At 44.2% G+C, this 26043-nt stretch carries 32 protein-coding genes; 28 read left to right on the plus strand and 4 right to left on the minus strand.

Annotated elements, in window-relative coordinates:
• The first annotated feature begins 58 nt into the window (after window positions 1–58).
• The 12 genes from ACZ49W_RS01755 to ACZ49W_RS01810 all read left to right on the plus strand — a co-directional run bounded on the left by ACZ49W_RS01755 (window position 59) and on the right by ACZ49W_RS01810 (window position 9073).
• Window positions 59–1231 carry an ABC transporter substrate-binding protein gene (locus tag ACZ49W_RS01755; RefSeq protein ID WP_464813631.1) on the plus strand — a complete coding sequence of 391 codons (1173 nt, stop codon included), beginning with the start codon at window positions 59–61 and terminating at the stop codon, window positions 1229–1231.
• A gap of 90 nt (window positions 1232–1321) precedes the next feature.
• Entirely contained in the window at window positions 1322–2191 is an 870-nt protein-coding gene (locus tag ACZ49W_RS01760) for a branched-chain amino acid ABC transporter permease (protein WP_464813633.1), read from the plus strand.
• A 3-nt stretch (window positions 2192–2194) separates the two neighbouring features.
• Entirely contained in the window at window positions 2195–3145 is a 951-nt protein-coding gene (locus ACZ49W_RS01765; protein WP_464813634.1) for a branched-chain amino acid ABC transporter permease, read from the plus strand.
• Window positions 3146–3147: 2 nt separating this feature from the next.
• On the plus strand, window positions 3148–3912 hold the full coding sequence (locus ACZ49W_RS01770; RefSeq protein WP_464813635.1) for an ABC transporter ATP-binding protein: 765 nt from the start codon (window positions 3148–3150) through the stop codon (window positions 3910–3912).
• The gene (locus tag ACZ49W_RS01775) at window positions 3912–4622 is read left to right on the plus strand and encodes an ABC transporter ATP-binding protein (protein ID WP_464813636.1); all 711 of its coding nucleotides are present in this window, start codon (window positions 3912–3914) and stop codon (window positions 4620–4622) included. Before ACZ49W_RS01770 ends, ACZ49W_RS01775 begins: the two co-directional genes overlap by 1 nt.
• 163 nt (window positions 4623–4785) lie before the next feature.
• Window positions 4786–5445 (plus strand): CBS domain-containing protein, encoded by a 660-nt coding sequence (locus ACZ49W_RS01780; RefSeq protein WP_464813637.1) that lies wholly within the window; start codon window positions 4786–4788, stop codon window positions 5443–5445.
• A 122-nt stretch (window positions 5446–5567) separates the two neighbouring features.
• A complete protein-coding gene (gene tmk / locus ACZ49W_RS01785) occupies window positions 5568–6221 on the plus strand; it encodes a dTMP kinase (RefSeq protein WP_464813638.1) in 654 nt (217 codons plus the stop codon).
• Complete coding sequence (locus ACZ49W_RS01790; RefSeq protein WP_464813639.1) at window positions 6205–7083, plus strand: DNA polymerase III subunit delta'; 879 nt, start codon at window positions 6205–6207, stop codon at window positions 7081–7083. Before tmk ends, ACZ49W_RS01790 begins: the two co-directional genes overlap by 17 nt.
• Before the next feature lie 8 nt (window positions 7084–7091).
• On the plus strand, window positions 7092–7454 hold the full coding sequence (locus ACZ49W_RS01795; RefSeq protein WP_464813640.1) for an initiation control protein YabA: 363 nt from the start codon (window positions 7092–7094) through the stop codon (window positions 7452–7454).
• On the plus strand, window positions 7429–8298 hold the full coding sequence (gene rsmI / locus ACZ49W_RS01800; RefSeq protein WP_464813641.1) for a 16S rRNA (cytidine(1402)-2'-O)-methyltransferase: 870 nt from the start codon (window positions 7429–7431) through the stop codon (window positions 8296–8298). Before ACZ49W_RS01795 ends, rsmI begins: the two co-directional genes overlap by 26 nt.
• A 10-nt stretch (window positions 8299–8308) precedes the next feature.
• The gene (locus ACZ49W_RS01805) at window positions 8309–8710 is read left to right on the plus strand and encodes a DUF6440 family protein (RefSeq protein ID WP_464813642.1); all 402 of its coding nucleotides are present in this window, start codon (window positions 8309–8311) and stop codon (window positions 8708–8710) included.
• Between the two features lie 9 nt (window positions 8711–8719).
• Window positions 8720–9073: a Spx/MgsR family RNA polymerase-binding regulatory protein gene (locus ACZ49W_RS01810; RefSeq protein ID WP_464813643.1), complete on the plus strand. Its 354-nt coding sequence runs from the start codon at window positions 8720–8722 to the stop codon at window positions 9071–9073.
• A gap of 39 nt (window positions 9074–9112) precedes the next feature.
• Here ACZ49W_RS01810 and ACZ49W_RS01815 read toward each other — a convergent pair whose 3' ends face one another.
• Together ACZ49W_RS01815 and ACZ49W_RS01820 are read right to left on the minus strand one after the other, a co-directional pair.
• On the minus strand, window positions 9113–9775 hold the full coding sequence (locus ACZ49W_RS01815; RefSeq protein ID WP_464813644.1) for a DNA alkylation repair protein: 663 nt from the start codon (window positions 9773–9775) through the stop codon (window positions 9113–9115).
• Between the two features lies 1 nt (window position 9776).
• The gene (locus ACZ49W_RS01820; protein ID WP_464813645.1) at window positions 9777–10604 is read right to left on the minus strand and encodes an exodeoxyribonuclease III; all 828 of its coding nucleotides are present in this window, start codon (window positions 10602–10604) and stop codon (window positions 9777–9779) included.
• Between the two features lie 115 nt (window positions 10605–10719).
• Between ACZ49W_RS01820 and ACZ49W_RS01825 the strand changes: the two genes are divergently transcribed.
• The 13 genes from ACZ49W_RS01825 to ACZ49W_RS01885 all read left to right on the plus strand — a co-directional run bounded on the left by ACZ49W_RS01825 (window position 10720) and on the right by ACZ49W_RS01885 (window position 21498).
• Complete coding sequence (locus ACZ49W_RS01825; RefSeq protein ID WP_464813646.1) at window positions 10720–11172, plus strand: DUF3290 domain-containing protein; 453 nt, start codon at window positions 10720–10722, stop codon at window positions 11170–11172.
• Complete coding sequence (locus ACZ49W_RS01830) at window positions 11169–11801, plus strand: DUF421 domain-containing protein (protein ID WP_464813647.1); 633 nt, start codon at window positions 11169–11171, stop codon at window positions 11799–11801. The genes ACZ49W_RS01825 and ACZ49W_RS01830 overlap by 4 nt, the downstream gene beginning before the upstream one ends.
• 161 nt (window positions 11802–11962) lie before the next feature.
• On the plus strand, window positions 11963–12580 hold the full coding sequence (locus tag ACZ49W_RS01835; RefSeq protein ID WP_464813648.1) for an LPXTG cell wall anchor domain-containing protein: 618 nt from the start codon (window positions 11963–11965) through the stop codon (window positions 12578–12580).
• A gap of 65 nt (window positions 12581–12645) precedes the next feature.
• Window positions 12646–13485 (plus strand): class B sortase, LPKTxAVK-specific, encoded by an 840-nt coding sequence (gene srtB, locus ACZ49W_RS01840; protein ID WP_464813649.1) that lies wholly within the window; start codon window positions 12646–12648, stop codon window positions 13483–13485.
• A 154-nt stretch (window positions 13486–13639) separates the two neighbouring features.
• Window positions 13640–15637: a methionine--tRNA ligase gene (gene metG, locus ACZ49W_RS01845; RefSeq protein ID WP_464814940.1), complete on the plus strand. Its 1998-nt coding sequence runs from the start codon at window positions 13640–13642 to the stop codon at window positions 15635–15637.
• Window positions 15638–16135: 498 nt separating this feature from the next.
• Window positions 16136–16372, plus strand: coding sequence for a DUF2829 domain-containing protein (locus tag ACZ49W_RS01850; RefSeq protein WP_464813650.1), 237 nt, complete (start codon window positions 16136–16138; stop codon window positions 16370–16372).
• Window positions 16365–17063 carry a 3-oxoacyl-ACP reductase gene (locus ACZ49W_RS01855; RefSeq protein ID WP_464813651.1) on the plus strand — a complete coding sequence of 233 codons (699 nt, stop codon included), beginning with the start codon at window positions 16365–16367 and terminating at the stop codon, window positions 17061–17063. Before ACZ49W_RS01850 ends, ACZ49W_RS01855 begins: the two co-directional genes overlap by 8 nt.
• Before the next feature lie 10 nt (window positions 17064–17073).
• Window positions 17074–17535 carry an ASCH domain-containing protein gene (locus ACZ49W_RS01860; RefSeq protein WP_464813652.1) on the plus strand — a complete coding sequence of 154 codons (462 nt, stop codon included), beginning with the start codon at window positions 17074–17076 and terminating at the stop codon, window positions 17533–17535.
• A complete protein-coding gene (locus ACZ49W_RS01865; protein WP_464813653.1) occupies window positions 17532–18500 on the plus strand; it encodes a Gfo/Idh/MocA family protein in 969 nt (322 codons plus the stop codon). The genes ACZ49W_RS01860 and ACZ49W_RS01865 overlap by 4 nt, the downstream gene beginning before the upstream one ends.
• Before the next feature lie 157 nt (window positions 18501–18657).
• Complete coding sequence (gene glmU, locus ACZ49W_RS01870; protein ID WP_464813654.1) at window positions 18658–20052, plus strand: bifunctional UDP-N-acetylglucosamine diphosphorylase/glucosamine-1-phosphate N-acetyltransferase GlmU; 1395 nt, start codon at window positions 18658–18660, stop codon at window positions 20050–20052.
• Window positions 20053–20062: 10 nt separating this feature from the next.
• Window positions 20063–20605, plus strand: coding sequence for an NUDIX domain-containing protein (locus ACZ49W_RS01875; protein ID WP_464814941.1), 543 nt, complete (start codon window positions 20063–20065; stop codon window positions 20603–20605).
• Window positions 20602–20796 carry a hypothetical protein gene (locus ACZ49W_RS01880; RefSeq protein WP_464813655.1) on the plus strand — a complete coding sequence of 65 codons (195 nt, stop codon included), beginning with the start codon at window positions 20602–20604 and terminating at the stop codon, window positions 20794–20796. The genes ACZ49W_RS01875 and ACZ49W_RS01880 overlap by 4 nt, the downstream gene beginning before the upstream one ends.
• A 9-nt stretch (window positions 20797–20805) precedes the next feature.
• Entirely contained in the window at window positions 20806–21498 is a 693-nt protein-coding gene (locus ACZ49W_RS01885) for a 5'-methylthioadenosine/adenosylhomocysteine nucleosidase (protein WP_464813656.1), read from the plus strand.
• 120 nt (window positions 21499–21618) lie between these two features.
• On the opposite strand, the gene ACZ49W_RS01890 is transcribed toward ACZ49W_RS01885, so the two are convergent.
• Window positions 21619–22269, minus strand: coding sequence for a metal-dependent transcriptional regulator (locus ACZ49W_RS01890; RefSeq protein ID WP_464813657.1), 651 nt, complete (start codon window positions 22267–22269; stop codon window positions 21619–21621).
• 112 nt (window positions 22270–22381) lie between these two features.
• On the opposite strand from ACZ49W_RS01890, the gene ACZ49W_RS01895 reads away from it, so the two are divergent.
• Window positions 22382–23086 carry a B3/B4 domain-containing protein gene (locus tag ACZ49W_RS01895; RefSeq protein WP_464814942.1) on the plus strand — a complete coding sequence of 235 codons (705 nt, stop codon included), beginning with the start codon at window positions 22382–22384 and terminating at the stop codon, window positions 23084–23086.
• A 69-nt stretch (window positions 23087–23155) separates the two neighbouring features.
• Here the strand turns inward: ACZ49W_RS01895 and ACZ49W_RS01900 are convergent, their stop codons facing one another.
• Window positions 23156–23629, minus strand: coding sequence for an arginine repressor (locus ACZ49W_RS01900; RefSeq protein WP_464813658.1), 474 nt, complete (start codon window positions 23627–23629; stop codon window positions 23156–23158).
• Window positions 23630–23806: 177 nt separating this feature from the next.
• Between ACZ49W_RS01900 and ACZ49W_RS01905 the strand changes: the two genes are divergently transcribed.
• Both ACZ49W_RS01905 and arcA read left to right on the plus strand, forming a co-directional pair.
• Window positions 23807–24487 carry a Crp/Fnr family transcriptional regulator gene (locus ACZ49W_RS01905; RefSeq protein ID WP_464813659.1) on the plus strand — a complete coding sequence of 227 codons (681 nt, stop codon included), beginning with the start codon at window positions 23807–23809 and terminating at the stop codon, window positions 24485–24487.
• Between the two features lie 251 nt (window positions 24488–24738).
• The gene (gene arcA / locus ACZ49W_RS01910) at window positions 24739–25974 is read left to right on the plus strand and encodes an arginine deiminase (protein ID WP_464813660.1); all 1236 of its coding nucleotides are present in this window, start codon (window positions 24739–24741) and stop codon (window positions 25972–25974) included.
• Window positions 25975–26043 lie beyond the last annotated feature (69 nt).

Consider the following 26043-nt stretch of genomic DNA (forward strand, 5'->3'; position numbering starts at 1 on the left):
ATTATCTGACAATTCAGTATTATATAAAACATAACACTTTAGAAATTGAGGAAATAAAATGAAGAAGAGATTAACCCTAGCGGCCTTAGCCCTATTTAGTACAGCAGCTTTGGCAGCATGTAGTGCAGCACCTGGTGGCTCGTCGAGCAGCAACGGCACCCAAATCGATAAAACCGTCAAAATCGGCTACAACTTAGAATTATCTGGAAATGTTGCCGCTTATGGAACAGCGGAGAAAAAAGCAGCTGATCTAGCGGTTGAAGAGATCAACAAGGCTGGTGGTGTTGATGGGAAAAAATTAGAAGTGGTTTCTAAGGACAACAAGTCAGACACGTCTGAAGCTGCAACGGTAGCAACCAGCCTAGCAACCCAAGACAAGGTCAATGCCATCTTAGGCCCTGCGACTTCATCTGGTACAGCAGCCGCATCACCAAATGCCACCAAGGCAGCTGTTCCTTTGATGACGCCATCTGGAACACTAGATAGCTTGACGGTTTCAAATGGTAAGGTTCAAGATTATGTCTTTCGTGCAACCTTCCAAGACAGCTATCAAGGAAAGGTCTTGGCGCAGTACGCTTCTGAAAACTTAAAAGCAAATAAGGTTGTCCTTTACTATGACAACTCCAGTGACTACTCTAAGGCAGTTGCCGATCAGTTCAAGAAATCTTACAAGGGTGAGATTGTTGTTGAAGATACCTTTGCAAGTGATGACAAGGACTTCCAAGCGGCTTTGACTAAGTTTAAGAACAAGGACTTTGATGCCATCGTTATGCCGGGTTACTACACAGCGACTGGTCTTATCACCAAACAAGCGCGTGAAATGGGCATTGATAAGCCAATCCTAGGACCTGATGGCTTTAGCGATCCTCAGTACGTGGCAAGTGCAGGTGCTAACAACGCCACCAACGTTTACTACGTTTCTGGCTACTCTACTAAGGTCAACTTGTCAGATAAGTCAGCAGCCTTTGTCAAGGCCTACAAGGAAAAATACGGCGAAGAGCCAAACTTGTTTGCCGCTCTTGGTTATGACTCTGTTTATATGCTAGCTGACGCTGCTAAAGGGGCTAAGACTTCCAAAGATCTCTCTGAGAATCTTGCAAAATTGAAAGATTTTGAAGGTGTGACAGGTAAATTCTCTATCGATAAGGATCACAACCCTGTTAAAACAGCGCTTGTCATCAGCCTTAAAGATGGAAAAGAAGAAAAAGCAGAGCCCGTTGAGGCAAAATAATGGACTCTTAGGTCATCTGGGGGAGAAGGTCTCCTCCAGATGTTTGCTGTTTTTGATATGTGAATAAAAAATAGAAAGTTTGGTGACGATATGCTTCAGCAACTTGTCAATGGGTTGATTTTGGGAAGTGTCTATGCCCTGATTGCCCTTGGCTACACCATGGTTTATGGGATTATTAAATTGATTAACTTTGCCCATGGTGATTTGTACATGATGGGAGCCTTTATTGGCTATTACTTGATTTCAGCCTTTCATTTAAATTTCTTTGTCGCTTTGGTTTTGACCATGGCGATCACAGCTGCTCTGGGTGTCTTGATTGAATTTTTGGCTTATCGGCCACTGCGTCATTCGACTCGGATTGCAGCTCTTATCACCGCTATCGGGGTTTCCTTTTTCCTTGAGTATGGTATGGTTCGCTTAGTCGGTGCCAATACCCGTGCCTTCCCACAGGCGATTGAAACCATTAAGTATAACGTGGGACCTGTGGTGATTACCAATGTGCAGTTGATTATCCTAGGCATTTCCGTTCTTTTGATGGTGGCGCTCCAGTTCATCGTGCAAAAGACCAAGATGGGAAAAGCCATGCGCGCGGTGTCGGTGGATAGTGATGCGGCACAGTTGATGGGAATCAACGTCAACTCTACCATCAGTTTTACCTTTGCGCTTGGTTCAGCCTTAGCTGGAGCTGCGGGTGTTCTAATTGGACTGTATTACAATTCGATTGACCCTTTGATGGGGATGACACCAGGGATTAAGGCCTTTATCGCAGCCGTTTTGGGTGGGATTGGTATTATCCCAGGTGCGGCGCTTGGTGGTATTATCATCGGTTTACTAGAAACCTTCTCGATTTCGATTGGTCTATCTAGCTACCGTGATGCAGTGGTTTATATTGTGTTGGTGGTGATTCTTTTGATTCGCCCAGCGGGTATTTTAGGGAAAAATGTAAAGGAGAAGGTGTAGATCATGCAGAAAAATCTAAAAGTAAATCTGACCTGGTTAGCTGTGATTGTAGCCACCTTTGCTGTTTTGTCTTTTCTCACGTCTAGTGGTCTTTTAGGGGATTATTACATCCAGATTGTCATGGGGATTGGGATTAGCATCATCATGGCGCTTGGGACCAATCTGATTCTTGGTTTTTCAGGACAGTTTCCTCTTGGTCAAGCTGGTTTTATGGCTATTGGAGCTTATACGACGGCTATCCTTACGCAATCTATGCCGACTTACCTTGGTTTTTACTTGTCGATGTTGGTTGGCTGTGCTGTGGCTGCTGTAATTGCCCTTTTGGTTGGAATTCCGACCTTGCGTCTTAAGGGAGATTATTTGGCAATTGCGACTCTTGGTGTCTCTGAGATTATTCGGATTGTTATCATCAATGGAGGAACCCTCACTAACGGTGCAGCAGGGATTACGGGTATTTTATCCTATACCACTTGGCCTGTGGTGTTCATCTTTGTCGTGGTGTTGACGATTTTGATGTTGAACTACCTCAGAAGTCCGATGGGACGTGAAGTGATTTCCGTGCGTGAAGATGAGATTGCTGCGGAGTCTATGGGGGTTAACATCACCAAAGCTAAGGTTTTGACTTTTGTCATTGCAGCCATCATGGCGAGTATTGCAGGATCGCTCTATGTGGGTTATCTAGGAACAGCTGTACCAAAAGATTATACCCTCTTACGTTCCATTGATTACCTCATCATCGCTGTTTTAGGTGGTCTTGGTTCGGTGACGGGAACGATTGTTGCAGCTGTTGCACTTGGTATTCTCAACATGTTCTTGCAAAATGTCTCCGACCTTCGGATGATCATCTATTCTCTAGCCCTTATTTTGGTGATGGTCTTTAGACCAGGGGGCTTACTTGGGACTAAGGAATTGAAATTATCACGTTTCTTTAAAGCTGGAAAGGAGGAAAGTTAATCATGGCCCTATTGGAAGTGAAACATCTAACCAAAAATTTTGGTGGTCTAACGGCTGTTGGGGATGTGACCATGGAACTCCACGAGGGAGAATTGGTCGGCCTTATCGGTCCAAATGGCGCTGGGAAAACAACCCTCTTTAACCTCTTAACAGGGGTGTATGAACCAAGCGAGGGAACGGTGATGCTAGATGGCACGCTCTTAAATGGGAAAACACCGTCTAAGATTGCTGCACTTGGTCTTTCGAGAACCTTTCAAAATATCCGCCTCTTCAAAGATATGACAGTCTTGGATAATGTCTTGGTGGGGCTTTCCAATGGTCGCTCTCCACATCTTTTGGCTTCTTTTTTGCGTTTGCCATCTTTTTATAAAAATGAGGCAGAGCTGAAACAAAAAGCCTTTGACTTGTTGGCAATCTTTGGTTTAGAAGGTGACGCACAAACTCTAGCGAAGAACCTTCCTTATGGTCAACAACGTCGGCTTGAGATTGTACGGGCGCTAGCGACTAATCCTAAAATTCTCTTCTTGGATGAGCCAGCTGCGGGGATGAACCCACAAGAAACGGCAGAATTAACGGATTTGATCCGCCAAATTCAAGAACAATTCAAGATTACCGTGATCTTGATTGAGCATGACATGAGCTTGGTCATGGAAGTGACGGAGCGCATTTATGTATTGGAGTACGGTCGTTTGATTGCCCACGGTACACCTGAGGAAATCAGGACCAATCAGCGCGTGATTGAAGCGTATCTAGGAGGAGAACTCTAATGAGCATGTTAAAAGTCGAACAGCTATCGGTTCGCTATGGTGTCATCGAAGCCGTCAAAGACGTCAGTTTTGAGGTCAATGAAGGTGAAGTGGTAACGTTGATTGGTGCCAATGGAGCAGGAAAAACCTCCATTCTACGCACCATTTCTGGTTTGGTGAGACCAAGTAGTGGGACCATCAGCTTTTTGGGCAATGAGATTCAAAAAGTTCCCGCTAGGAAAATTGTGGCAGATGGTCTTTCTCAAGTGCCAGAAGGACGTCATGTCTTTTCTGGTTTGACCGTTATGGAGAACCTTGAAATGGGAGCTTTTCTGCGTAACAACCGTGAAGAAAACCAAGCCAATCTTAAAAAGATTTTTGAGCGCTTCCCTAGACTAGAAGAGCGTAAAAATCAGGATGCTGCAACCCTTTCAGGAGGGGAGCAGCAGATGCTTGCCATGGGGCGTGCCCTTATGAGCCAGCCAAAGCTTTTGCTCTTGGACGAGCCGTCTATGGGATTAGCACCGATTTTCATCCAAGAAATCTTTGACATCATTCAAGATATTCAAAAACAAGGCACAACCGTGCTTCTCATCGAGCAAAATGCCAACAAGGCGCTGTCGATTGCAGACCGCGGTTACGTCCTAGAAACAGGAAAAATCGTTCTTTCAGGAACAGGACAAGAATTGCTGGCTTCAGATGAAGTGAGAAAGGCCTATCTGGGAGGATAAGATGACGAAAAAGTCTGGGAGACAAGTTAGCTTCCAGACTTTTATGGGATTGTAGAGGAGTTATTCCCTTATTTTTGAATAAAAACAAGAAAAAGATAGCGTTTTCTGAGGAAGACGCTACTTTTTATGATATAATGAAAGAAAAGGAAATGAGGAGATTGAAATGGCAGTCAAGGATTTTATGACCAAAAAGGTGGTGTATATTTCACCCGATACTAGCGTAGCCCATGCAGCGGATTTGATGAAGGAAAAACACTTGAGACGTCTGCCTGTCATCGAAAATGATCGCTTGATTGGACTTGTAACGGGAGGAACCATGGCGGATGCCACACCATCTAAGGCAACGAGTTTATCCATTTTTGAGATGAATTATCTGCTCAATAAAACCAAGATTCGTGACATTATGATTAAAGATGTGGTGACCATTAGTCCTTATGCGAGCCTAGAGGATGCCATCTACCTCATGATGACGCATAAGATTGGTGTCTTACCGGTGGAAGAAAATGGCAGGGTATCTGGCATCATCACAGACCGTGATGTCATGCGCGCTTTTTTGAAGTTCTCTGGTTACGGTGAACAAGGGATTCGGGTGCGGATCTTCCTTAAAGATGAGGCAGGGGCTTTTGAGAAGGTCGTGAAAATCTTTTCAGAAATCAAGCTCAATATCAAGGGGATTATTGTCAATAAAGAAACCGATGATAAGGTGGTCGTGGAAGTGCAGCTAGATGGTGTTTGTGACCTTGATGGTCTTAAAGAGCAAATCAGTTCACAAGGTGTTGTGGTGGATAGTATCTTAGAAACCAGCGCCGTTGATCTCGGTTAAGGACAAATGACAAAAAAAGAAGGGGAGATGTGAAATAAGAATGGTCTCTCTTCTTTTTTAAGCGTGTTTTTTTCTCCTTTTTTTGATAGAATAGAAGAAGCAAACAAAATGAAGGAAAGAAGATGAACAAAGGCTTATTGATCTCCTTTGAGGGACCTGATGGTGCAGGAAAAACCACGGTGCTTGAAAGGGTGTTTCCCCTCCTTGAGGAGAGACTCGCTAGACCCGTCATAAAAACGCGTGAACCGGGAGGTATTGCGATTGCAGAAAAGATTCGAGAGATTATTCTAGATGTCGCACACACGCAGATGGATAGTAAAACGGAGCTCTTGCTCTACATTGCAGCGAGGCGGCAACACATGGTAGAAAAGATTGCGCCAGCCCTGTCTCAAGGGGATGTGGTCTTGGTCGATCGTTTTATTGATAGCTCCCTTGCCTACCAAGGCTATGGTAGAGGTTTGGATAAGGCAGCGATTGAGTGGTTAAATGCCTATGCTACCGATGAGCGCAAGCCTGATTTGACCCTGTACTTTGACGTGGATACTGCTACTGGACTTTCTCGCATTCACAAGGATACTGAGCGTGAGGTCAATCGTTTGGATTTGGAAAAAAAACACTTGCATGAGAGGGTCAGACAGGGCTATCAAGCCATTTTAGAACAAGATGGTGACCATCGTGTGGTCAAAATTGATGCCAACCGTCCCTTAGAGGACGTGGTTCAGGAAACGCTTTTGATCATTGAGCAAAGGGTAAAGGCAGATGAAGAGCTTAGCTGAGCGTCAGCCCAAGCGGTTCCATGATTTTCAAAGAATCCTAGAAGCAGGTAAATTGAGCCATGCTTATCTCTTTTCAGGTGATGGCAGTGCTTATGAGATGGCGCTCTTTTTGGCAAAAAGTCAATTTTGCGAACAGCTAAATGGGGTCTTGCCTTGTGGAGAGTGTCGGTCTTGCCGCTTGATTGAAGCACATGAGTTTTCAGATGTGCACGAGATTGCGCCGCAAGGAAAAATTATTAAGACACAAGCCGTTCGAGAGATTGTTGGACAGTTTTCTCAGTCGGGTTTTGAGCGGCCTTGTCAGGTCTTTATCATCAAAGAAGCCGATAAGCTGCACTTGAATGCGGCAAATAGCCTTTTAAAGATGATTGAAGAGCCGCAGAGTCAGCGCTATATCTTCTTTGTCACCAGCAAGGAAGAAGAGGTGCTCTTGACCATTCGTAGCCGGTGTCAGCTGGTTCAGTTTCCTAGAGAAACGGCCTTTTTAGAGGATGTTTTGTTAGATAAGGGCTTCTTGCCAGATCAGGCGAAACTGCTGGCTCAGGTGGTTGCGACTTCCCAAGAGATAGAGGAGCTAGCCGGTCAGTCTAAGATCTTGGATCAGCTGTCTTTATTAGACGGTTTTGCCACTTCTTATTTAACAAACAAACAGCAGGCTTTTCTTGAGCTGGCTCGCTTGGTGGGTGCTTTCTCAGATAAAAAAGAAGAAGAGAGAGCTTTGGACTTGTTGCCCCTTCTTTTTGCTAAAAGAGGGTATAGCAGGGACGTTCTAGAGGCTTTGGACCGTCTGAGTGAGGCTAGGCTTATGTGGGATCGCAATGTGAGTTTGCAAAACACTTTAGAGTACATGTTATTGAGTTGAGAGGAAAAATGAAGAAAAACCAAGTATTTGATGCCTTTGATGACCTATCACAAAATCTCATGCTTACTTTTGCAGAGATTGAAGCGATCAAAAAGCAAGTGCAAGCCTTGAGCGAGGAAAATATGCGCCTGCTTTTAGACAATCATAAATTAAGAGAGCGCTTAGAACAGCTGGAAAAAGGAGCGCTTCAAAAACAAAGCCATCAACCGTCTTATATTCAACGTGTTTATGACGAAGGCTATCATGTCTGCAAGGAATACTACGGACAATTAAGAGATAGGGAAAAAAACGGTGTCTTTCTCGATTGTCAGTGGTGCACTTATTATTTAGAAAGAGATCCAAAACATGCAGATTCAGAAAAGCTATCTTGAAAAAGATAAGGCAGGCACCTTATATCTTGTTCCCACTCCAATTGGAAATCTGGAAGACATGACCTTTCGTGCGGTGGAAACCCTCAAAAAAGTTGATTTGATTTGTGCAGAAGACACCAGAAATACAGGACTTTTGCTCAAACATTTTGACATCACGACTAAGCAGACCAGCTTTCATGAGCACAATGCCAAGAAAAAAATAAAGGACCTTCTGGCTTTACTTCTTGAGGGAAAGAGTCTTGCTCAGGTGTCTGATGCGGGGATGCCAAGTATTTCAGATCCTGGTCATGACTTGGTTTTGGCAGCACTTGAAGAAGAAATCAATGTCGTGGCGCTTCCTGGGGCTTCTGCTGGTATCACAGCTCTGATAGCGAGTGGGCTTTTGCCTCAGCCGCATGTCTTTTATGGATTTTTGCCACGTAAAAAGGGGCAGCAGCAGGCTTTTTTTGAAAGCAAAAAGGATTATCCAGAAACCCAGATTTTTTATGAATCTCCCCATCGTGTAGCAGCAACGCTTGGAGTGATGCAGGAGGTTTACGGGGATAGATCCCTTGTCTTGGTGCGGGAGTTGACCAAGTATTATGAAGAATATCAAAGGGGTCGGATTTCAGAGCTTTTAACCTTCATCAGTGAGCACCCTCTAAAAGGGGAATGTCTCTTGATTGTCGAAGGAAAACAAGACACAGCAAGCGAGGTAAACCTAGACGACGCAGCCCTCCTTGCCCTTGTTGAAGCACAAATCCAAGAAGGAGAAAAACCCAATCAGGCGATTAAGCAGATTGCCAAGCACTATCAAGTAAAGCGTCAAGACTTGTATCAGCTTTATCATCAATCACAAAAATAAAGGAGTTAATATGGAGAATCAATTAGGCAGTTTTACGATTTTACAGGGACGATTTTTGGAATTTCCGCTTAATCTTCCTGGCATTAACACGCTGGTTATTGACCGAGAAACAGGGGTGGAGTACCTCAAGAGCAACTATTATTTCCAACCTCTCTTAACCGCTCAGGCAGGGCTCAAGCAAAATGAGATTTTTGTCATTACAGAAGGGCTCACAAGAGAGCAGGTTTCGAAGTATGGAGAGGCTGTTAAAAATCGTTTTTTGGTGGAAACGACGGAGAAGAAAGCCATTGTGACGTCAATGATTATCACTGACCGAGAAACGGGTGTGGAGTATTTTGCAACAACCCACACCTTGTCACCCATTTTAACCAACGAAGGTTTACCCAAGGTCAATCGCCACTTGAATATGTAGGGAGAAGCTATGCTAACCTTTTATGAATATCCCCCTTGTTCCACCTGTAAAAAGGCAAAAAAGGAGCTAGAAGCGCTGGGTCTTTCCTTTGATGCTATCAATATCAAGACCAATCCGCCACAAGCCACTTTATTAAAGGAATGGCTGGAAAAGAGTGGTCTTCCGATTAAGAAACTCTTTAACACCAGTGGCAACAGTTATAGGGAATTAGGACTAAAAGATCGTTTTGATACTCTCACGCAGGAGCAATTGTTGGAGCTGTTGTCCCAAGATGGTATGCTCATCAAACGTCCTATCCTAGTGGACGGGGACCAGATCCTTCAAATTGGGTATAGAACCCCTTATAAAGAGTTAAATAGATAGAAAAAATCTCACCACTAGAGTGAGATTTTTATTTTCGTGCTAGGTTAGGTGTTTGCTGGCTTCTTTGACAGAAAGGGGAGCCAGTTTTTCATGGTGTTCTTCGAGAAAGTGTCTGACCCAGACGGGATTGGTCTTGGCATAGTCCCTTAGTATCCAGCCGATGGCTTTATTGATGAAAAATTCTTGACTGCCAAGATTTAGTAGGATAATGTCAGAGAGTAGTTGGGTATTCATGGCTTTTTTTCGTCCTCTCTGGTGGTTGATGGCGAGTCGCCTCACCCAAAAATCAGGGTCTCTTGCCCAAGTTCGCATGAGACTATCTAGCTTTTCATCTCTAAGACCGATATTTCCTATGGTCACATCAAGGCTATCAATGGTTTCCCACCATTGCTTGGTCCTTACCAATCTTTCTAGCTTTGGAAGGTCGCTCATACTGAGTTCTTTTTTAAAGGCAGCGAGGTAGTCACAGACTAAATATTGCCATTCGCGTTGGTCTTTGTTCCAAGCGCTTTCGATGAAATCCCAGTCAATTTGTCCTGTTTTTTTATCGATTTTGATTAGGTTTTGGTAGAGTTTACGCCTTTTTGGGGTACGGATGCCATAAAAGGAAAAGTGATGTCTCAGATAAGCTGACATACGTTCTGCCTCAATGGGGTCAGCGTTTTCTTCAAACCGTTTTTGAAGGAGATCTATCTTGGTCATCTTAGAGATCAATCTCCATGACAATTGGTGTGTGGTCTTGGCGCTCGCCTGAAGAAATCATGTCGGAGACTCTAACCTTATCTTTGATACGATTGCTGACCAACCAGTAATCAATCCGCCAGCCGGTGTTATTGATTTTACTGGTTTTGCTTCGTTGTGCCCACCACGTGTAAGCTCCTGTCACGTCCCCATGTAAGTAGCGGTAGGTATCGGTAAAGCCTTTGTCTAATAGGTTGGTAAAACCTGTACGTTCTTCATCGGTAAAGCCTGGCGAGCGTCGATTGCTGCTAGGATTGGCTAGGTCAATCTCCTTGTGGGCGACGTTGTAGTCCCCTGTTGCAAGGACTGGTTTTTGTGCATCTAAGCTAGCCAGATAGTCAGCGTATTTTTTGTCCCAAATTTGGCGCTCGTCTAAGCGTTTTAGTCCATCTCCTGCGTTTGGCGTATAAACTTGGGTGATAAAGCACTGATCAAGCTCTAGAGTGATGATACGCCCCTCGCTATCCATGGTAGAAGGTGCGTCGATCTCTGGGAAGGTGATAGTGGGATTTAGCGTGTTGTGATAGAGAAAGAGGGTTCCAGCATAGCCTTTTCTAGCAGGCTCTACTGATGATCGCCAAGTGATCGCATGGTCTGGGAAATAGCTTTCTAAGAGTTCCACATGTTTTTTGGTTGGTCCCTTGCTTGAGAGTTTGGTTTCTTGAATGGCGATGATGTCGGCTTTTTCTTGAGCAAGGGTTTCAAGGACGGCGCGTGAGAGAAGCGCACGGCTAGAGTCGCTGGTCAAAGCCGCGTTGAGGGAATCAATATTCCACGAAATGAGTTTCATAAGTGTTCCTTTTCTTTTATGTGATGGTTTCATTATATCAAAAAAGGGAAAGAAACGGACTTGAAAAAGTCTTGAGATTCCTCTATAATAGCAGAAAAACCATGAAAGGTGTGTCATGAAATTTTACTCTTATGATTATGTTCTAAGTCAGATTAGTACCGAAAATTGGCTCTTGATTGGACTTTTTGTTGCGCTGATGATAGCTGTTGCAGGAGTGTCTTTTTTGTACTATCATCGTAAAAAAGATAGTAAGTATCGTGAGCTGGTCATCATCTTACTCTTGTCGTCGATTTTGACAGCTTTGATCGGGTTTAGCCAGTTGACTAGCCATCAAACGTCAGACAATCAGTATCGCACGTCTTTGCATTTTATTGAGGTGGTTTCTAAGGAGCTGGATGTGGACAAGTCCAAGGTCTATGTCAATACCTCAGCAGCAACGGATGGGGCGATTGTTAAGGTGGGACCGCAATTTTACCGTGCCATTAGCGGTAGTGATCCTGATACTTATCTCTTGGAAAAGATGGAGCTTTATAACAGTAAAGTGGAATTAGTGGAGGTGGAAAAATGACGCTATCTTATGTCGATGTGGCGCTTAAACTGGCGATTGGCTTGATTTCTCTGGTCTTTGTCATCAATCTCTCAGGCAAGACCAATCTCGCTCCGACCTCAGCCAGCGATCAGATTCAAAACTATGTTCTAGGGGGCATTATCGGAGGGATCATTTACAGCCCATCGATTTCTGTCTTGCAGTATTGCATTATCCTTCTCATCTGGACGGTATTGGTGCTGAGTCTCAAGTGGCTCAAGACTAATAATCCCTTTATCAAACGCTTGATTGATGGTCAGCCTGTCATCCTCATCAATCGAGGCAAGGTTGATGTGGAAGCCTGTCGTTCGGTCGGCTTGACCGCGTCTGATGTGGCTCTAAAGCTCCGTGGGCAAGGCATTTTTCAGCTGCAGCAGGTCAAACGAGCCGTCTTAGAGCAAAATGGTCAGCTCATCGTGGTGCAAAGAGGGGAAGAAAATCCCAAGTATCCCGTGATTACAGATGGTGCCATCCAAGAAGACGTGCTGGACTTGATTGATAAGACCGAAGACTGGCTCCTTACCGAGCTCAAACATGAGGGCTACGAGGACATCTCCCAAATCTTTATTGCTGAATACGATAAGGGCAAACTCAATGTTGTGCTCTATTAGGTTGAAGTCTAAAAACTTATCATATTAACGAGAGAAGCGCTTACAAAAAGCTTAAAATCTTCATAAAATACTTGACCTCATCTAATAAAAGAGTATAATGGAGGTAGAACAATAAAAATTGTTCAAACTATTTAAAAATAAAAAGAAAGCGAGATACCTTTATGAAAAAGAGTATGAAGACTTTGCTTGCTGCTTCAGCTTTGTTTGCAGCAGGATTTGCAGCTCAAGCACACGCTGATGTTTTGGATGGACTTGGTCAACCTGAAAAACCAGTTCCAGGTGCCGTTCCAGCAACAGAACAACCCGTTGCACCAGCAGATCAAACTCCAGGAAAAGAACAAACACCTGATGAAGCAACAATGCCATCAGATGCGGATCTTAAAGACAATGCTAGCTTGACTTCAGAAGAAGCTAAAGCGCCTATGACAAACAAGGCTGACGAGATGGAAAAACAACCAAACCCAGAATTTACTGGTGAAGTTGACCCAGTGAGCGGCAAATTGATTGTTAAAGGTGGTAACGGTGTTTACGCTGTTCTTTCAAATGAAGAAGCAGCTCGTTTGAAAGCAGCTCAAATTAACGGTGAAGACTATGTGCCTAAAGATGCAGCTCTTGCTACTCTTCTTGGTATCTCTAAAGATAAAAAAGAAGCGAATAAACCAGCTGCTGAAAAGAAAGAATTACCAAAAACAGGTGAAGCTTCAACTAGCCTTGCAACAGTGATTGGTGTAATGTCAGTTGCTGCAGGTGCTTACGGACTTCGTCGTAAAGCAGACTAATCTTTTTAGATTGGGATAAAAACGTGTGGTCATGCCATGCGTTTTTTAAAAAATAAGGATGGAACATGAAACACAATCAAAGCAAATCCTCAGCCTTTGGACTAAAAGTCTTCCTAGGTATTTTGGTGACTTTGATAGCGGTTATAGCTGGATTTTTCCTATGGAAGCATCAGCCGACATCAAAACCAACGGCTACTGAAACCAGCACTAGCCCAAAGATGGCGCAAAAGGCCCCTTCTTATCAGGTGTCAAAAGAAGAAAAAGCCTATCTCAAATCACGCTTTGATCCGCTTTTAGCCACAAACCCCGAGACCGTTGCTTATGTCTATGCACCGGGAACCATGTTAGATGAGCCAGTCGTACAGACCCATGACAACGAAACTTACCTGATTAAGACTTTTGAAGGTCAGCAGGTACCATACCTAGGGGCTGTCTTTATGGATATGGACAATAAAAAAGATTTCAGTGACCGCTTGACTTGGCTCTTTGGGCATGCTAGAGGGAGTCAGGTAGAAGATCACCGCATGTTTAACGATGTGGCTTTCTATGAAAAGGAAGATTATTTTAAAGAGCACCCTTATGTGGTAATTGAAACCCCTGAGAGAAAATTCTACTATGAGGCGACAGCTCTTATCGTTGTTCCTGAGGATACACCGCTTTATCGGACATCATTTAAAGACGATAAAGATTTCCAAGATCAGCTAGATAAGGTAACGGCAGCAGCCAAGGTGAAAAACACCGCTATCCATATGTCTGCTAAAGATCGTTATCTTGTGCTTTCGACTTGTGTAGAGGGAGACGATACTATGAGAGACAACCTCTATTTGCGTCAAATTCCAGATAGCGAGTTGACAGATTTCTTGAAAAAACACGGAGATCAATTGACCTATCATGCGACAAGATAACGACTAATAAAGAAAGAGCCTAAGAACATTTGTTCTGGGCTTTTTTTAGTGAAGCATGTAGGAAATAAAGAAGGAGGATTAGGCTAGGCTGTCTTCCGCTTGATTTTATGGTATAATGAGAAGAACGATTGATTTAGAACAGAAAGGGTCTATGATGACAGAGAAAAAACCATCCTTTTATATTACTACCCCGATTTATTATCCAAGTGGCAAGCTCCATATCGGCTCTGCTTATACGACGATTGCTTGTGATGTTCTCGCACGCTACAAGCGCTTGATGGGCTATGAGGTTTTCTACCTGACAGGACTTGACGAACATGGGCAAAAAATCCAAGAAAAGGCTGAGGCAGCTGGTCTTACACCACAGGCTTATGTGGACGGCATGGCTGAGGGCGTTCGTGAGCTTTGGCAACTCCTTGATATTTCCTACGATCAGTTTATCCGCACGACCGATGATTTTCATGAAGCGGTGGTGGCGCAGATTTTTGAGCGCCTCTTGGCTCAAGACGACATCTATCTTGGCGAATACTCAGGCTGGTATAGTGTGTCAGATGAGGAATTTTTCACCGAAAGCCAGTTGGCTGAGGTCTTTCGTGATGAGTCTGGCAAGGTGATAGGGGGGATTGCTCCGTCTGGTCATGAGGTCGAGTGGGTCTCTGAGGAATCTTATTTCTTACGTTTGAGCAAATACGCGGATCGCTTAGTGGCTTTTTACAAGGAACATCCTGAGTTTATCCAACCAAATGGTCGGATGAACGAGATGTTAAAAAACTTTATCGAACCTGGTTTGGAGGATTTGGCGGTTAGTCGGACCACCTTTACTTGGGGGGTGCCTGTACCATCTAATCCTAAGCATGTGGTCTATGTGTGGATTGATGCCTTGGTCAACTATATCACGGCGCTTGGCTACGGTCAGGCGGATCCTAGCCGCTTTGAGCAATTTTGGCCTGCGGATATCCACATGATTGGAAAAGACATCCTGCGTTTCCACTCCATTTATTGGCCGATCATCTTGATGGCGCTGGATTTGCCGCTGCCAAAACGCTTGGTGGCACATGGCTGGTTCGTCATGCAAGATGGCAAGATGTCCAAGTCAAAAGGCAATGTGGTCTATCCTGAAATGTTGGTGGAACGCTATGGTCTTGATCCTTTGCGTTATTACCTCATGAGAAGCCTTCCTGTGGGCAGCGATGGCACCTTTACGCCAGAAGACTATGTGGGTCGGATCAACTATGAGTTGGCCAATGACCTTGGAAACCTGCTCAATCGGACAGTTGCTATGATTAACAAGTATTTTGATGGCGAGATTCCCGCTTTTGAAAGCGGTGTGACAGCTTTTGATACCCAACTAGAGACAGTCGTCGCAGAGCAAGTGGCAGAGTACCACAAGCAGATGGAAGCAGTTGATTTTCCGCGGAGTTTAGAAGCTGTTTGGGCCATCATCGCAAGAACCAACAAATACATCGACGAAACCATGCCTTGGGCCTTGGCTAAGGAAGAAAGCAAAAAGTCAGAGCTTGCCAGCGTCATGAATCACTTGGCAGCCAGTCTTCGTGTGGTGGCTAGCCTCTTGCAGCCTTTCATGATGGAAACTTCTCGTCAAATCATGGCGCAATTAGGCTTAGAAGCTGCCTTTGATTTGTCTGACTTGCGTCTATCTGATTTGCCACAAGGCCTCAAAGTCGTCGCCAAAGGCCAACCTATCTTCCCACGTCTGGAGATGGAAGAAGAGATTGCCTACATCAAGGAACAAATGGCAGGGGACAAACCACTTGAGGTCAAAGAGTGGGATCCCAATCAAGTTGAACTGACCCTCAACAAACCAGAAATTAAGTTTGAAACCTTTGATGCAGCAGAAATCCGCGTGGCAGAAGTTATAGCTGTGGAAAAAGTAGATGGGTCAGACAAGCTCCTCAAATTCCGCTTGGATGCTGGGGACAAGGAAAATCGCCAAATCCTATCTGGAATTGCCAAGTATTATCCAAATCCAGAAGAGTTGATTGGCAAGAAACTCCAAATCGTTGCCAACCTCAAACCAAGAAAAATGATGGGCTTGATTAGCCAAGGCATGATTTTATCTGCTGAGTTTGGCGATGAGTTACGTGTCCTCACCGTTGATGAAAGTGTACCAAACGGCAGTGTGATTGGTTAAGGCTTCGTCATGTTAGACAATGATTTTGATGAGATCGCATGCAGCTCTTTGGCTAAATATCACGCTATACCTATCACCTTAGATAAAAGCTAGTCAGAAAGCGTCAAGAGAGCTTTCGTGTTAAGGTGATGGTTAAAAACACGCGATTTGATTGACAAAAAAATCAGATATGAGAAAATAAAGGGGTAAAAGATAGTAAGTACTGTAACATGTTTATCAGTGCCCAAAAAGCCCCAAGAGATGGCGTCTCTTGGGGCTTTCGTGCTATCATCTAGCACAACCTAGGTTACTTCTTACCGATGTATTTATCTAGCAGATAGTTGACAAACCAGCCAAGGCTAGTATCAATAATTGTGGCAAGAAAAATAGTGATGACTAGCGAAACTTCTAGCACCTGCTTTGCTAGGGGGAGTTATTTCGTTTTTGTTAGACTAGACGGCTTTCGTTTGCTCAAGGTGAGGGAGCTTCTCACCGTTTCAGATTCAGAAAGGAAAAATCATGACATTTGAAGAAATTTTACCAGGCCTCAAGGCCAAGAAAAAGTATGTCCGGACCGGTTGGGGTGGGGCTGAAAATTATGTTCAGCTCTTTGACAGCATCGAACAGGGAGGCATCTCTCTTGAGGTGACACCTTACTTTTTGATTAACGTATCAGGCGAGGGTGAGGGCTTTTCGATGTGGAGCCCAACGCCTTGTGATGTCTTAGCGACGGACTGGATTGAAGTCCATGACTAGGCGTGTTTTGATTACAGGTGTCTCGAGCGGCATTGGTCTGGCTCAGGCGCGTGCTTTTTTGGCAAACGGCGATCAAGTCATCGGGGTGGACCGAGGAGAAAGACCTGATTTAGCAGGGGATTTTATCTTCTATCAGCGAGATGTGAGAGAGGATTTGACGCAGCTTTTACAGGATTGGCCTGAGGTGGATATTCTCTGTCCAACCGCTGGTATCTTGGATGACTACAAGCCCTTGCTGGAGATAGCTGAGGATGAGTTTGAGCAGCTTTTTCAGATCAATTTTTTTGCGGTGGTAAGGCTTATTCGTCACTATCTGCCTCACATGGTGGCAAGAAAGAAAGGCATCATCATCACCATGTGCTCTATTGCCAGCCACTTGGCTGGTGGTGGTGGAGCAGCCTATACGTCCAGTAAGCACGCCCTCGCTGGTTTGACCAAGCAGTTGGCTCTGGATTATGCCAGAAGCGGTGTTCAAATCTTTGGCATTGCACCTGGAGCGGTCAAAACTGGCATGACCAAGGCTGACTTTGAAGAGGGGGGACTAGCCGACTGGGTGGCAGAAGAGACCCCCATCGGTCGCTGGTTAGAAGCAGGCGAAGTGGCTGACTTGACCTTATTTTTAGCTAGCGGTAAAGCTAGCGCCATGCAGGGGCAGATCCTCACCATAGATGGTGGCTGGTCGATGAAGTAGGAGAAAAGAGATGAATCAAGAGATTAAAGACTTTTGGAACAGCTATTACCTCACTCATCCAGAGATTGGGGAGACTATTGATGCTTGGGCCTTTGGCGTTTTGCCCGATGAGTTGGCAAGGCTGGTGTTAGAAGGCAAAAAGACAGCGACATCTTCCAGCTATCGTCTCTATGAGGTGGAGGGTGAAGCCCTGCCAGTCGTTGGGACTTATAGTGTGATTTTAAACAGCAAGGAAGAGCCAGTTTGTTTGATTGAGCTGACCAAGGTAGAGGTCCTCCCTTTTTCTGAGGTGGGAGAGGATCACGCTTACCGAGAAGGCGAGGGAGACCGTAGTCTTGCTTATTGGAGAGCTGTCCACCAAGAGTTTTTTACTCAGTGCCATAAAGAGGCAGGACTTGATTTTCATCCGGATGACTTGGTGGTCTGTGAGACTTTCCAAGTGGTCTATGCAAATGAAGGAGGAAACAAATGAAACTAGGAATTTTAGGGACGGGTATGATTGTTAAGGAAGTCTTGCCGGTTTTACAGGACATCGCAGAGATTGAATTGTCTGCTATTTTATCCACCCCACGGAGTTTAGAGCTGGCACAAGAGCTGGCTGAAACCTATGGGATGAAGCAAGCCACTTGCGAGCTAGACGAGTTACTGGCTAATCCAGAAGTCGATACGGTTTATGTGGGACTGCCCAATCATTTGCACTATCGCTATGCCAAAGCGGCTCTAGAGGCGGGGAAACACGTCATCTGCGAGAAACCCTTTACCTTGTCCTTGGCGGATTTGGATGAGTTGATCGCCATAGCCAAGGCAAAAGGACTCTATCTGATGGAGGCGATTACCAATCAGTATTTGAGCAATTTTAAGGTCTTGCAGGAGCATTTGAGTGATTTGGGAGAGGTCAAGATTGTGTCGTGCAACTACTCCCAATATTCCTCACGCTATGATGCTTTTAAAGAGGGAACCATTGCTCCGGCTTTTGATCCCAAACAAGGCGGTGGTGCGCTTCGTGACCTCAATATCTACAACATCCATCTGGTGGTGGGCTTGTTTGGCGCACCTCAGCAGGTTCACTACCTGCCTAATATGGAACGTGGCGTGGATACGTCTGGTATTTTGACCCTTGATTATGGGGAGTTTAAGGCGGTTTGTATCGGTGCCAAGGATTCTAGCGGTGATATTGTGTCTAGCATTCAGGGGAATCAAGGTACACTGACCATTTACGGTCCTACCAATAGCCTGCCTCAGGTCAATTTGGAAAAACGAGGACAGGAGCAAGTGGTCTTTGTGGCAGACGCATCGCGTCACCGTATGATGGATGAGTTTTGCCATTTTGCTCAGATCTTGGCAGAAAAAGATGAGGAAAAAATGGAAAAAGGTCTAGCCCACAGTCGAGCAGTCTTGTCTGTCTTGGAAAAAGCCAGCCAGCAACTGCCTAGCTAAAGCTATCTCCTTTATCTTCGATGATTTCCTGTGAATTGCCTGATCCTAAAAGACGATAAAAAGCTAACAGTCAGTGAAAACACTGACTGTTTTTCTAAAGTAGAGAAAATATGCTATAATAAAAGGGATATTAAGGAAAACAGATTGGAAAGAAAACATGACAAATTATGCCATTATTTTAGCAGCAGGTAAGGGAACACGGATGAAGTCCGATTTGCCAAAGGTCTTGCACCAAGTCGCAGGTCTTCCCATGTTGGAACACGTTTTTAGAAGCAGTAGCGCTATTTCTCCTCAAGAGACCGTGACCATTGTCGGCCATAGAGCAGATCAGGTTAGAAGTTTGGTCGAGGACAAGAGCCAGTGCATCTATCAGGCAGAGCAGTTGGGGACAGGACACGCCGTCCTCATCGCCGAAGAAGTTTTGGGAGATCTAGATGGTCAGACCTTGGTCATTGCAGGGGATACGCCTTTGATTAAGGGCGAGAGCTTGAAGGATTTGATTGATTTTCACGTGTCCCATAAAAATGTCGCGACCATCCTAACCGCTCAGGCACAAGATCCTTTTGGTTATGGTCGGATTGTCCGCAATGAGCGTGACGAAGTGCTTAAAATCGTGGAGCAAAAAGATGCCAGCGATTTTGAGCAACAAATCAAGGAAATCAACACAGGGACTTATGTCTTTGACAATCGTCGCTTGTTTGAGGCCTTGAAAAAGATTAACACCAACAATGCACAAGGGGAATATTACCTCACGGATGTTATCGGTGTTTTCAAAGAGGCTGGCGATAAGGTCGGCGCTTATAAACTGCGTGACTTTGACGAGAGTCTAGGGGTCAATGATCGTGTTGCCCTTGCTAAGGCAGAGGAAATCATGCGCAGCCGCATTGCGACGGAGCATATGCTAAATGGCGTGAGCTTGTTAGATCCTAAGACGGCTTATATCGAGCGTGACGTTGAGATTGCACCGGATGTCCTAATCGAAGGCAATGTGAGTCTAAAAGGCAAGACCAAGATTGGAGCTGGCAGTCAGGTGACCAGTGGATCTGTTTTGGTGGATGCGCATATCGGTGAGCGTGTGGTGGTGACCCAGTCTATGATTGAAGATTCCAGAGTAGATGACGGTGTGACCATTGGTCCCTACGCGCATGTGCGACCAGGTTCTCATCTGAAAAAAGAGGTTCACGTCGGCAACTTTGTTGAAATTAAGCAGTCCACCTTGGGCGAGAGAACCAAGGCAGGGCATTTGACTTATTTGGGTAACAGTACCATTGGTCAGGATACTAATATTGGAGCAGGAACCATCACGGTCAACTATGACGGCAAAGGTAAGTTTGAGACCAAGATTGGAGATGGGGTCTTTATTGGTAGCCACTCGACCTTGATTGCCCCCCTTGAGGTGGGAGATCATGCCATTACTGCGGCAGGATCCGTCATCACCGAGAATGTGGCAAAAGATAGCCTAGCTATTGGACGCAGCAGACAGGTCAATAAGGAAGGCTATGCCAAACGCCTGCCCCATCACCCAGAGCAGCAGCATGACGAGGAGGTGTGATATGGAAAGCATGGAAGAAAAGACGCTTCAGCGAGAAGGTATTTTTAAGGGCAAGATCTTTGAAGTGGCCGTAGATGAGGTAGCCCTTCCCAATGGATCAACTAGCTACCGTGAATTGGTCTTTCATAAGGGAGCGGTGGCAGTGCTTGCCCTAACACCTGAAGGGAAAATCGTCATCGTTAAGCAGTATCGCAAGGCGATTGAGCGCATCTCCTACGAGATTCCTGCTGGAAAGCTAGAACTCGGTGAAGCAGGTAGCAAGGAAGAAGCTGCCCTTAGAGAGTTGGAGGAAGAAACCAACTATACTGGCCAGCTGCACCACCTCTATGATTTTTATACGGCTATTGGTTTTTGCGATGAAAAGGTCACCCTTTATCTAGCCAAGGAGTTGACCAAGGTGGACCATCCTCGTCCTCAAGATGAGGATGAGTTTGTTGAGGTTCTAGAGCTAACCTATGAGGAGTGTATGGACTTGGTGAAAGAAGGTCTTATCTGTGATGCCAAGACCTTGATCGCTCTCCAATATGTCGCCTTGAATGGAGGCGCTTTATGAGAGAGCCTTTGTTGAGCGATGAGGTCTTAGAGCGCCTAAAAGACGAAGACCTCACCGAACAAGAAGAGTCAAAACCCAGCCGCAAAGACCGCAGAGAAAAGGGCAAGCACCTGCAAAATCGTCTCAATCTGATTTTGCTCATCCTAGTCCTGCTCTTGATTTTATTGGGCTATGCTATTATTCACTGGTAAGGAGATGCGATGAGATTTGGAATTATTGCTGCTATGGAGGAGGAGCTTCGTACCCTTCTTGAGCAACTAGAAGAACGCCAAGACCATGTGGTCTTAGGCAAAAACTATCACCAAGGGAGACTAAAAGGGCAAGAAGTGGTCTTGGTCCAAAGTGGAGTTGGAAAGGTCATGTCTGCTATGAGTGTTGCGATTTTAGCCGATCATTTTCAGGTGAAGGCCGTCATCAACACCGGATCTGCTGGAGCGGTCGCAACAGGGCTAAAGGTTGGCGATGTGGTCTTAGGAAGAGAGTTGGCTTATCACGATGTGGATTTGACCGCTTTTGGCTATGCTTATGGGCAGATGTCTATGCAGCCCTTGTATTTTAGCGCCGATGCCAAGCTCCTTGATGCCTTTGCTCAAGCACTTGAAAAAAGTGGGCAGAACAGCCACACAGGGCTAATCGTCACAGGGGATAGCTTTATCGCAGATGAGGGGAAAATCGACAGCATCAAGCATCATTTTCCTGAGGTTTTAGCTGTTGAGATGGAAGGAGCAGCCATTGCCCAAGCCGCACACAGCTGTGGCCTGCCTTTTCTAGTAGTGCGGGCCATGAGTGATACAGCCGATCACACGGCTAATCTCTCCTTTGAAGCCTTTATCCTTGAGGCAGGAAAACGTTCAGCCGAGGCTCTCTTAGCCTTTTTAGCCAGCTATGCTTAAAAAAGAAAACAATCGGTTCTTTTCATCGTTTTTGATGAAGGGATCCGATTGTTTTCTTTTTTGTTAAGGATTTGGTCAGTTTCTAGAGCAAACAGCAGGCTGCTGCACCCAGACGCCATATCAGTGGACCGGCTCAACAAAGAGTTGTTCTGCGATGGTAGTTGGTAGCGTCAAGGTCTTGTCTTGATAGGAGATGGTGTAGGTTTGGGCGAACTGGTCTATTTCTAAGAGTTCAAATTTTTGTTCTAAATGGAGCTGGTGTTCTGCCAAATAGTTGAGTAGGGGTGGTTCATCGTGGACGCGTTTGAATTGGTAAGTACCAATTTCTTTAAAGTCTGCTAAAGCAGTCGTGTAGTGTTCAACCAGCGGAGATCCCTTTTGAGGGATACTTCCTCCGTGTGGGCAGGTATTGGGAAAGCCGAGACTTTCCTCTAGTCGATCGATAAAAAGGTCTGAGATCGCATGTTCTAACACTTCTGCTTCTTCATGAATCTGATCTGGGGTGTAGTGGAGATGGTGCACCAAAAAGATCTCAATCAAACGGTGTTTGCGGTATAAATCAGATGCGCGCTGATAACCTTGTTTGGTGAGCTGATACCCTTTGTCCTTGTCTTTGACAATGAGTCCTTCTGCAATGAGTTTTTTGGTCATTTCAGAAACAGCTGGGGCAGACACCTGCATACTGATGGAAATATCTTTATTGCTCATCTTGCCCTGACGTTGGCTGAGGGAATAGATGGCTTTGATGTAATCTTCCTTATTGGGGGTCATACGTCTCTCTTTTCTCTTGGATTTATCCCCTTATTATACCATAAATTCGCTAAAAAAATAGATTCGGCCCTTGATTTGTGATAGAATGAAAGGAGAAAGTGAGGTTATCATCATGGGACAATTTATTGCAGAACCATCCTTTTTTGAGCTCTTTCCCGATGCCCAATTAGGGGTTATCCTTTTAGATTATGTGCCAAGTGAAAGGTCTTCAGAAGAATTAGTGGCCTTGCTAGAAGAAAGCAACCAACTGGCTAAAAATCATCTCACAGAGGATACTTTTAGTGAAAATGAAGTCATCCAGACCTACCGCAAGGCCTATCAAGCCTTTAAGACCAAAAAAGGGGCACGCTCTAGTATCGAAGCCCTCCTTAAACGTGTGGCGACCGATAAACCAGTCGGATCTATCCTTCCTCTTGTGGACCTCTACAATGCAGCTAGTTTACGTTTTGGGCTACCCGTCGGCGCAGAAGATTTGGAAACCTTTGAAGGTCCATTAAGACTAACCGTGACAGAGGGTGGTGATGACTTTTACCTTATCGGGGATGAACGCAACCAACCAACCCTTGCTGGGGAACTTTGCTACAAAGACGATGCAGGTGCGGTTTGTCGTTGTTTCAACTGGCGTGATGGTGAGCGGACCATGATCACAGAAAAGACCAAGCGAGCTTTTTTAGTCATTGAATTGCCAGACAGCAAGCGTAAAGAAGATTTGGAAAAAGCCCTTGATTTCATCGTAGAAGGCGCTGAAAAATACCTTCAAGGAAAAGCCGTTAAGGCTATCCTTACCAAAGACCATCCAGAAATCAGCTGGGAATAAGACGATTTCATCCCATTTGATAGAAGTGATCAAACATAAAAGAGCGTTCATCGAACGCTCTTTTATGTTTTAGCGATCTCCCCAGAAGAAAAGAGGAGGCGTATATTTACTGAGTTCGTCAAAGCAGCGTTTAGCTGCGTCATCATCTTCACAGATGATGAGACAGGTATCATCTCCACAAACGGTTGCCACCATATCAGGAAAGTGCATAGCATCTAAGATAGAGCCAAAAGACTGAGCCAGACCAGGCAAGGTCTTTAGCACAATCTGGTTTTGCACAGGACGTAGCATGACAAGAGCATCTTCCATGTAAAAGCGCAAACGATGCTCCCATCTGGTCTTAGAAATACTATGAACCTCATAATGGGAATCATCAGAAGAAACCTTAACGAGATTGAGCTCTTTCATATCTCGTGATAACGTCGCTTGCGTAACAGAAACGCCATTTTTTTCAAGAGCTTTTTGTAGCTCTAATTGAGTATGGATTTTAGTTTCCGAAATCAAAGATCGGATTAGTTGGTGCCTAGCTTCTTTTTTATTCATCAGATCTCCTTTGTAAGCGGTTTTAAAAACATTCTACAAATTAGTATAGCAAAGAAAACAGAAAAAGTAAAATATTAAGTTTGAAGCATACAAAAAAGAAAAATTATGATAAAATAGACTTGTATGCGTTTTTATTATGAGACACTTTTCTATTAAAGTAAAGGGCCTAGGAATAAGATGATTACCAATGACCAGTACCAATACCTTAGAAATCTAGAAGATTTCAAATATTTTCCGATTGACCAATTTGACCAATTAGCCGGTAGGATGAAATTTAGACGTGCTCCCAAGGATCATATCGTCTTTTTTGAAGGGGATACTAGAGACAAACTCTTTTTGGTATCTAAAGGGTATTTTAAGATTGAGCAGTACGATGCTTCAGGAACCTTTTTATACACTGATTATGTCAGAAATGGGACGATTTTTCCTTACGGAGGCTTGTTTTTAGATGAAAGTTATCATTTTTCGGCTAAGGCTGTCACAGAGGTCGAGTATTTTACCATTCCCATGGCCCTCTATGAAGGCTATTCGTTAAAAAATCCTATTCAGATGAGACGATTATGTCAAAAATTGTCCAAGTTATTGCAATTACATGAGATTCGCTTGCGTAATATGGTGACCTCAAGTGCCCATTCGCGCGTGATTCAGTCTTTAGCTGTTCTTTTATTTGAGATGTGCCCAGATGATGGCATCCTTCCTTTTAACATGACGACTATTGACATTGCACACATGAGTGGAACCACTCGTGAAACGGTTAGTCACACCCTCAAAGATTTGAAAAAAGAAGGGGTTATTAGTTTTAAGCATAAGCAGCTAATCTATTTGGATCGGGATTATTTTTTACGATATTTACATTAAAAAATCAGTTTTTAAACTGATTTTTTTCATTTATTTTTATGTATTTTTTTGATTAAAGTGTAGCATGTTTCAAATATGGTAAAACGATTGCATAATTCTATAAAGCGTTTTCAATAAGTGTGAAAAATCTCACGTTTGAAATGCGAAATTTCTCATTTTTCGTCACCTGAAATGCGCTATAATGTAAGCGTAAACAAGAACAAGAAGTTCTTGCGAGAATCTTACAAACCTAACAGAAGGGAGACAGTCTTATGTCTAATACTACGAGTCCAATTAATGTTTATTCTGAAATTGGTAAGCTAAAAAAAGTGATGCTCCATAGACCTGGTAAAGAAATTGAAAACTTGATGCCAGATTACTTGGAACGCCTACTTTTTGATGATATTCCTTTCTTAGAAGACGCGCAAAAAGAGCATGATGCTTTTGCTCAAGCACTTCGTGATGAAGGTGTTGAGGTGCTCTACCTTGAAGATTTAGCAGCAGAATCACTCACCACACCAGAAATCAGAGAACAATTCATCGACGAATACCTAGAAGAAGCAAACATTCGTGGTCGTGCAACGAAAAAGGCTATCCGTGAGTTGTTGATGGGTATCAAAGACAACCGTGAGTTGATTGACAAAACCATGGCGGGAATTCAAAAAGCAGAACTACCAGAAATCCCAGAAGAAGAAAAAGGATTGACAGACCTTGTAGAATCTAGCTATCCATTTGCGATTGATCCTATGCCAAACCTCTACTTCACACGTGACCCATTTGCAACCATTGGTAGCGGAGTATCACTCAATCACATGTATGCTGATACACGTAACCGTGAAACGCTTTATGGTAAATACATCTTCACTTATCACCCAGTTTATGGTGGAAAAGTGCCGCTTGTTTACAACCGTGAAGAAACCACTCGTATTGAAGGTGGAGATGAGCTAGTTCTTTCTAAAGATGTGCTTGCTGTTGGTATCTCTCAACGTACAGACGCAGCATCTATTGAAAAACTTTTGGTTAATATTTTCAAACAAAATCTTGGTTTCAAGAAAGTTTTGGCCTTTGAGTTTGCGAATAACCGTAAATTTATGCACTTAGATACTGTATTCACCATGGTTGACTACGATAAATTTACTATCCATCCAGAAATCGAAGGCGACCTTCGTGTTTACTCTGTAACTTACGAAAATGACAAACTCAACATCAAAGAAGAAAAAGGTGATTTGGCAGAACTTTTGGCAGAAAACCTTGGTGTTGAAAAAGTAGAACTCATCCGTTGTGGTGGTGACAACTTGGTTGCTGCTGGTCGTGAACAATGGAACGATGGCTCAAATACCTTGACTATCGCACCAGGTGTGGTTGTTGTTTACAACCGTAACACAATTACGAACGCTATCCTTGAATCTAAAGGACTTCGTTTGGTGAAAGTTCACGGAAGCGAATTGGTTCGCGGTCGTGGTGGACCACGTTGCATGTCAATGCCGTTTGAACGTGAAGCGCTTTAAAAAGGTGCTTGACACATCTTGTCAATTTGTCAAAAAAGTATTATAATAAATTTAAAAAAAGGAGAAAAC

The sequence above is a fragment of the Streptococcus sp. STR1/CE/0325 genome (assembly GCF_055386095.1).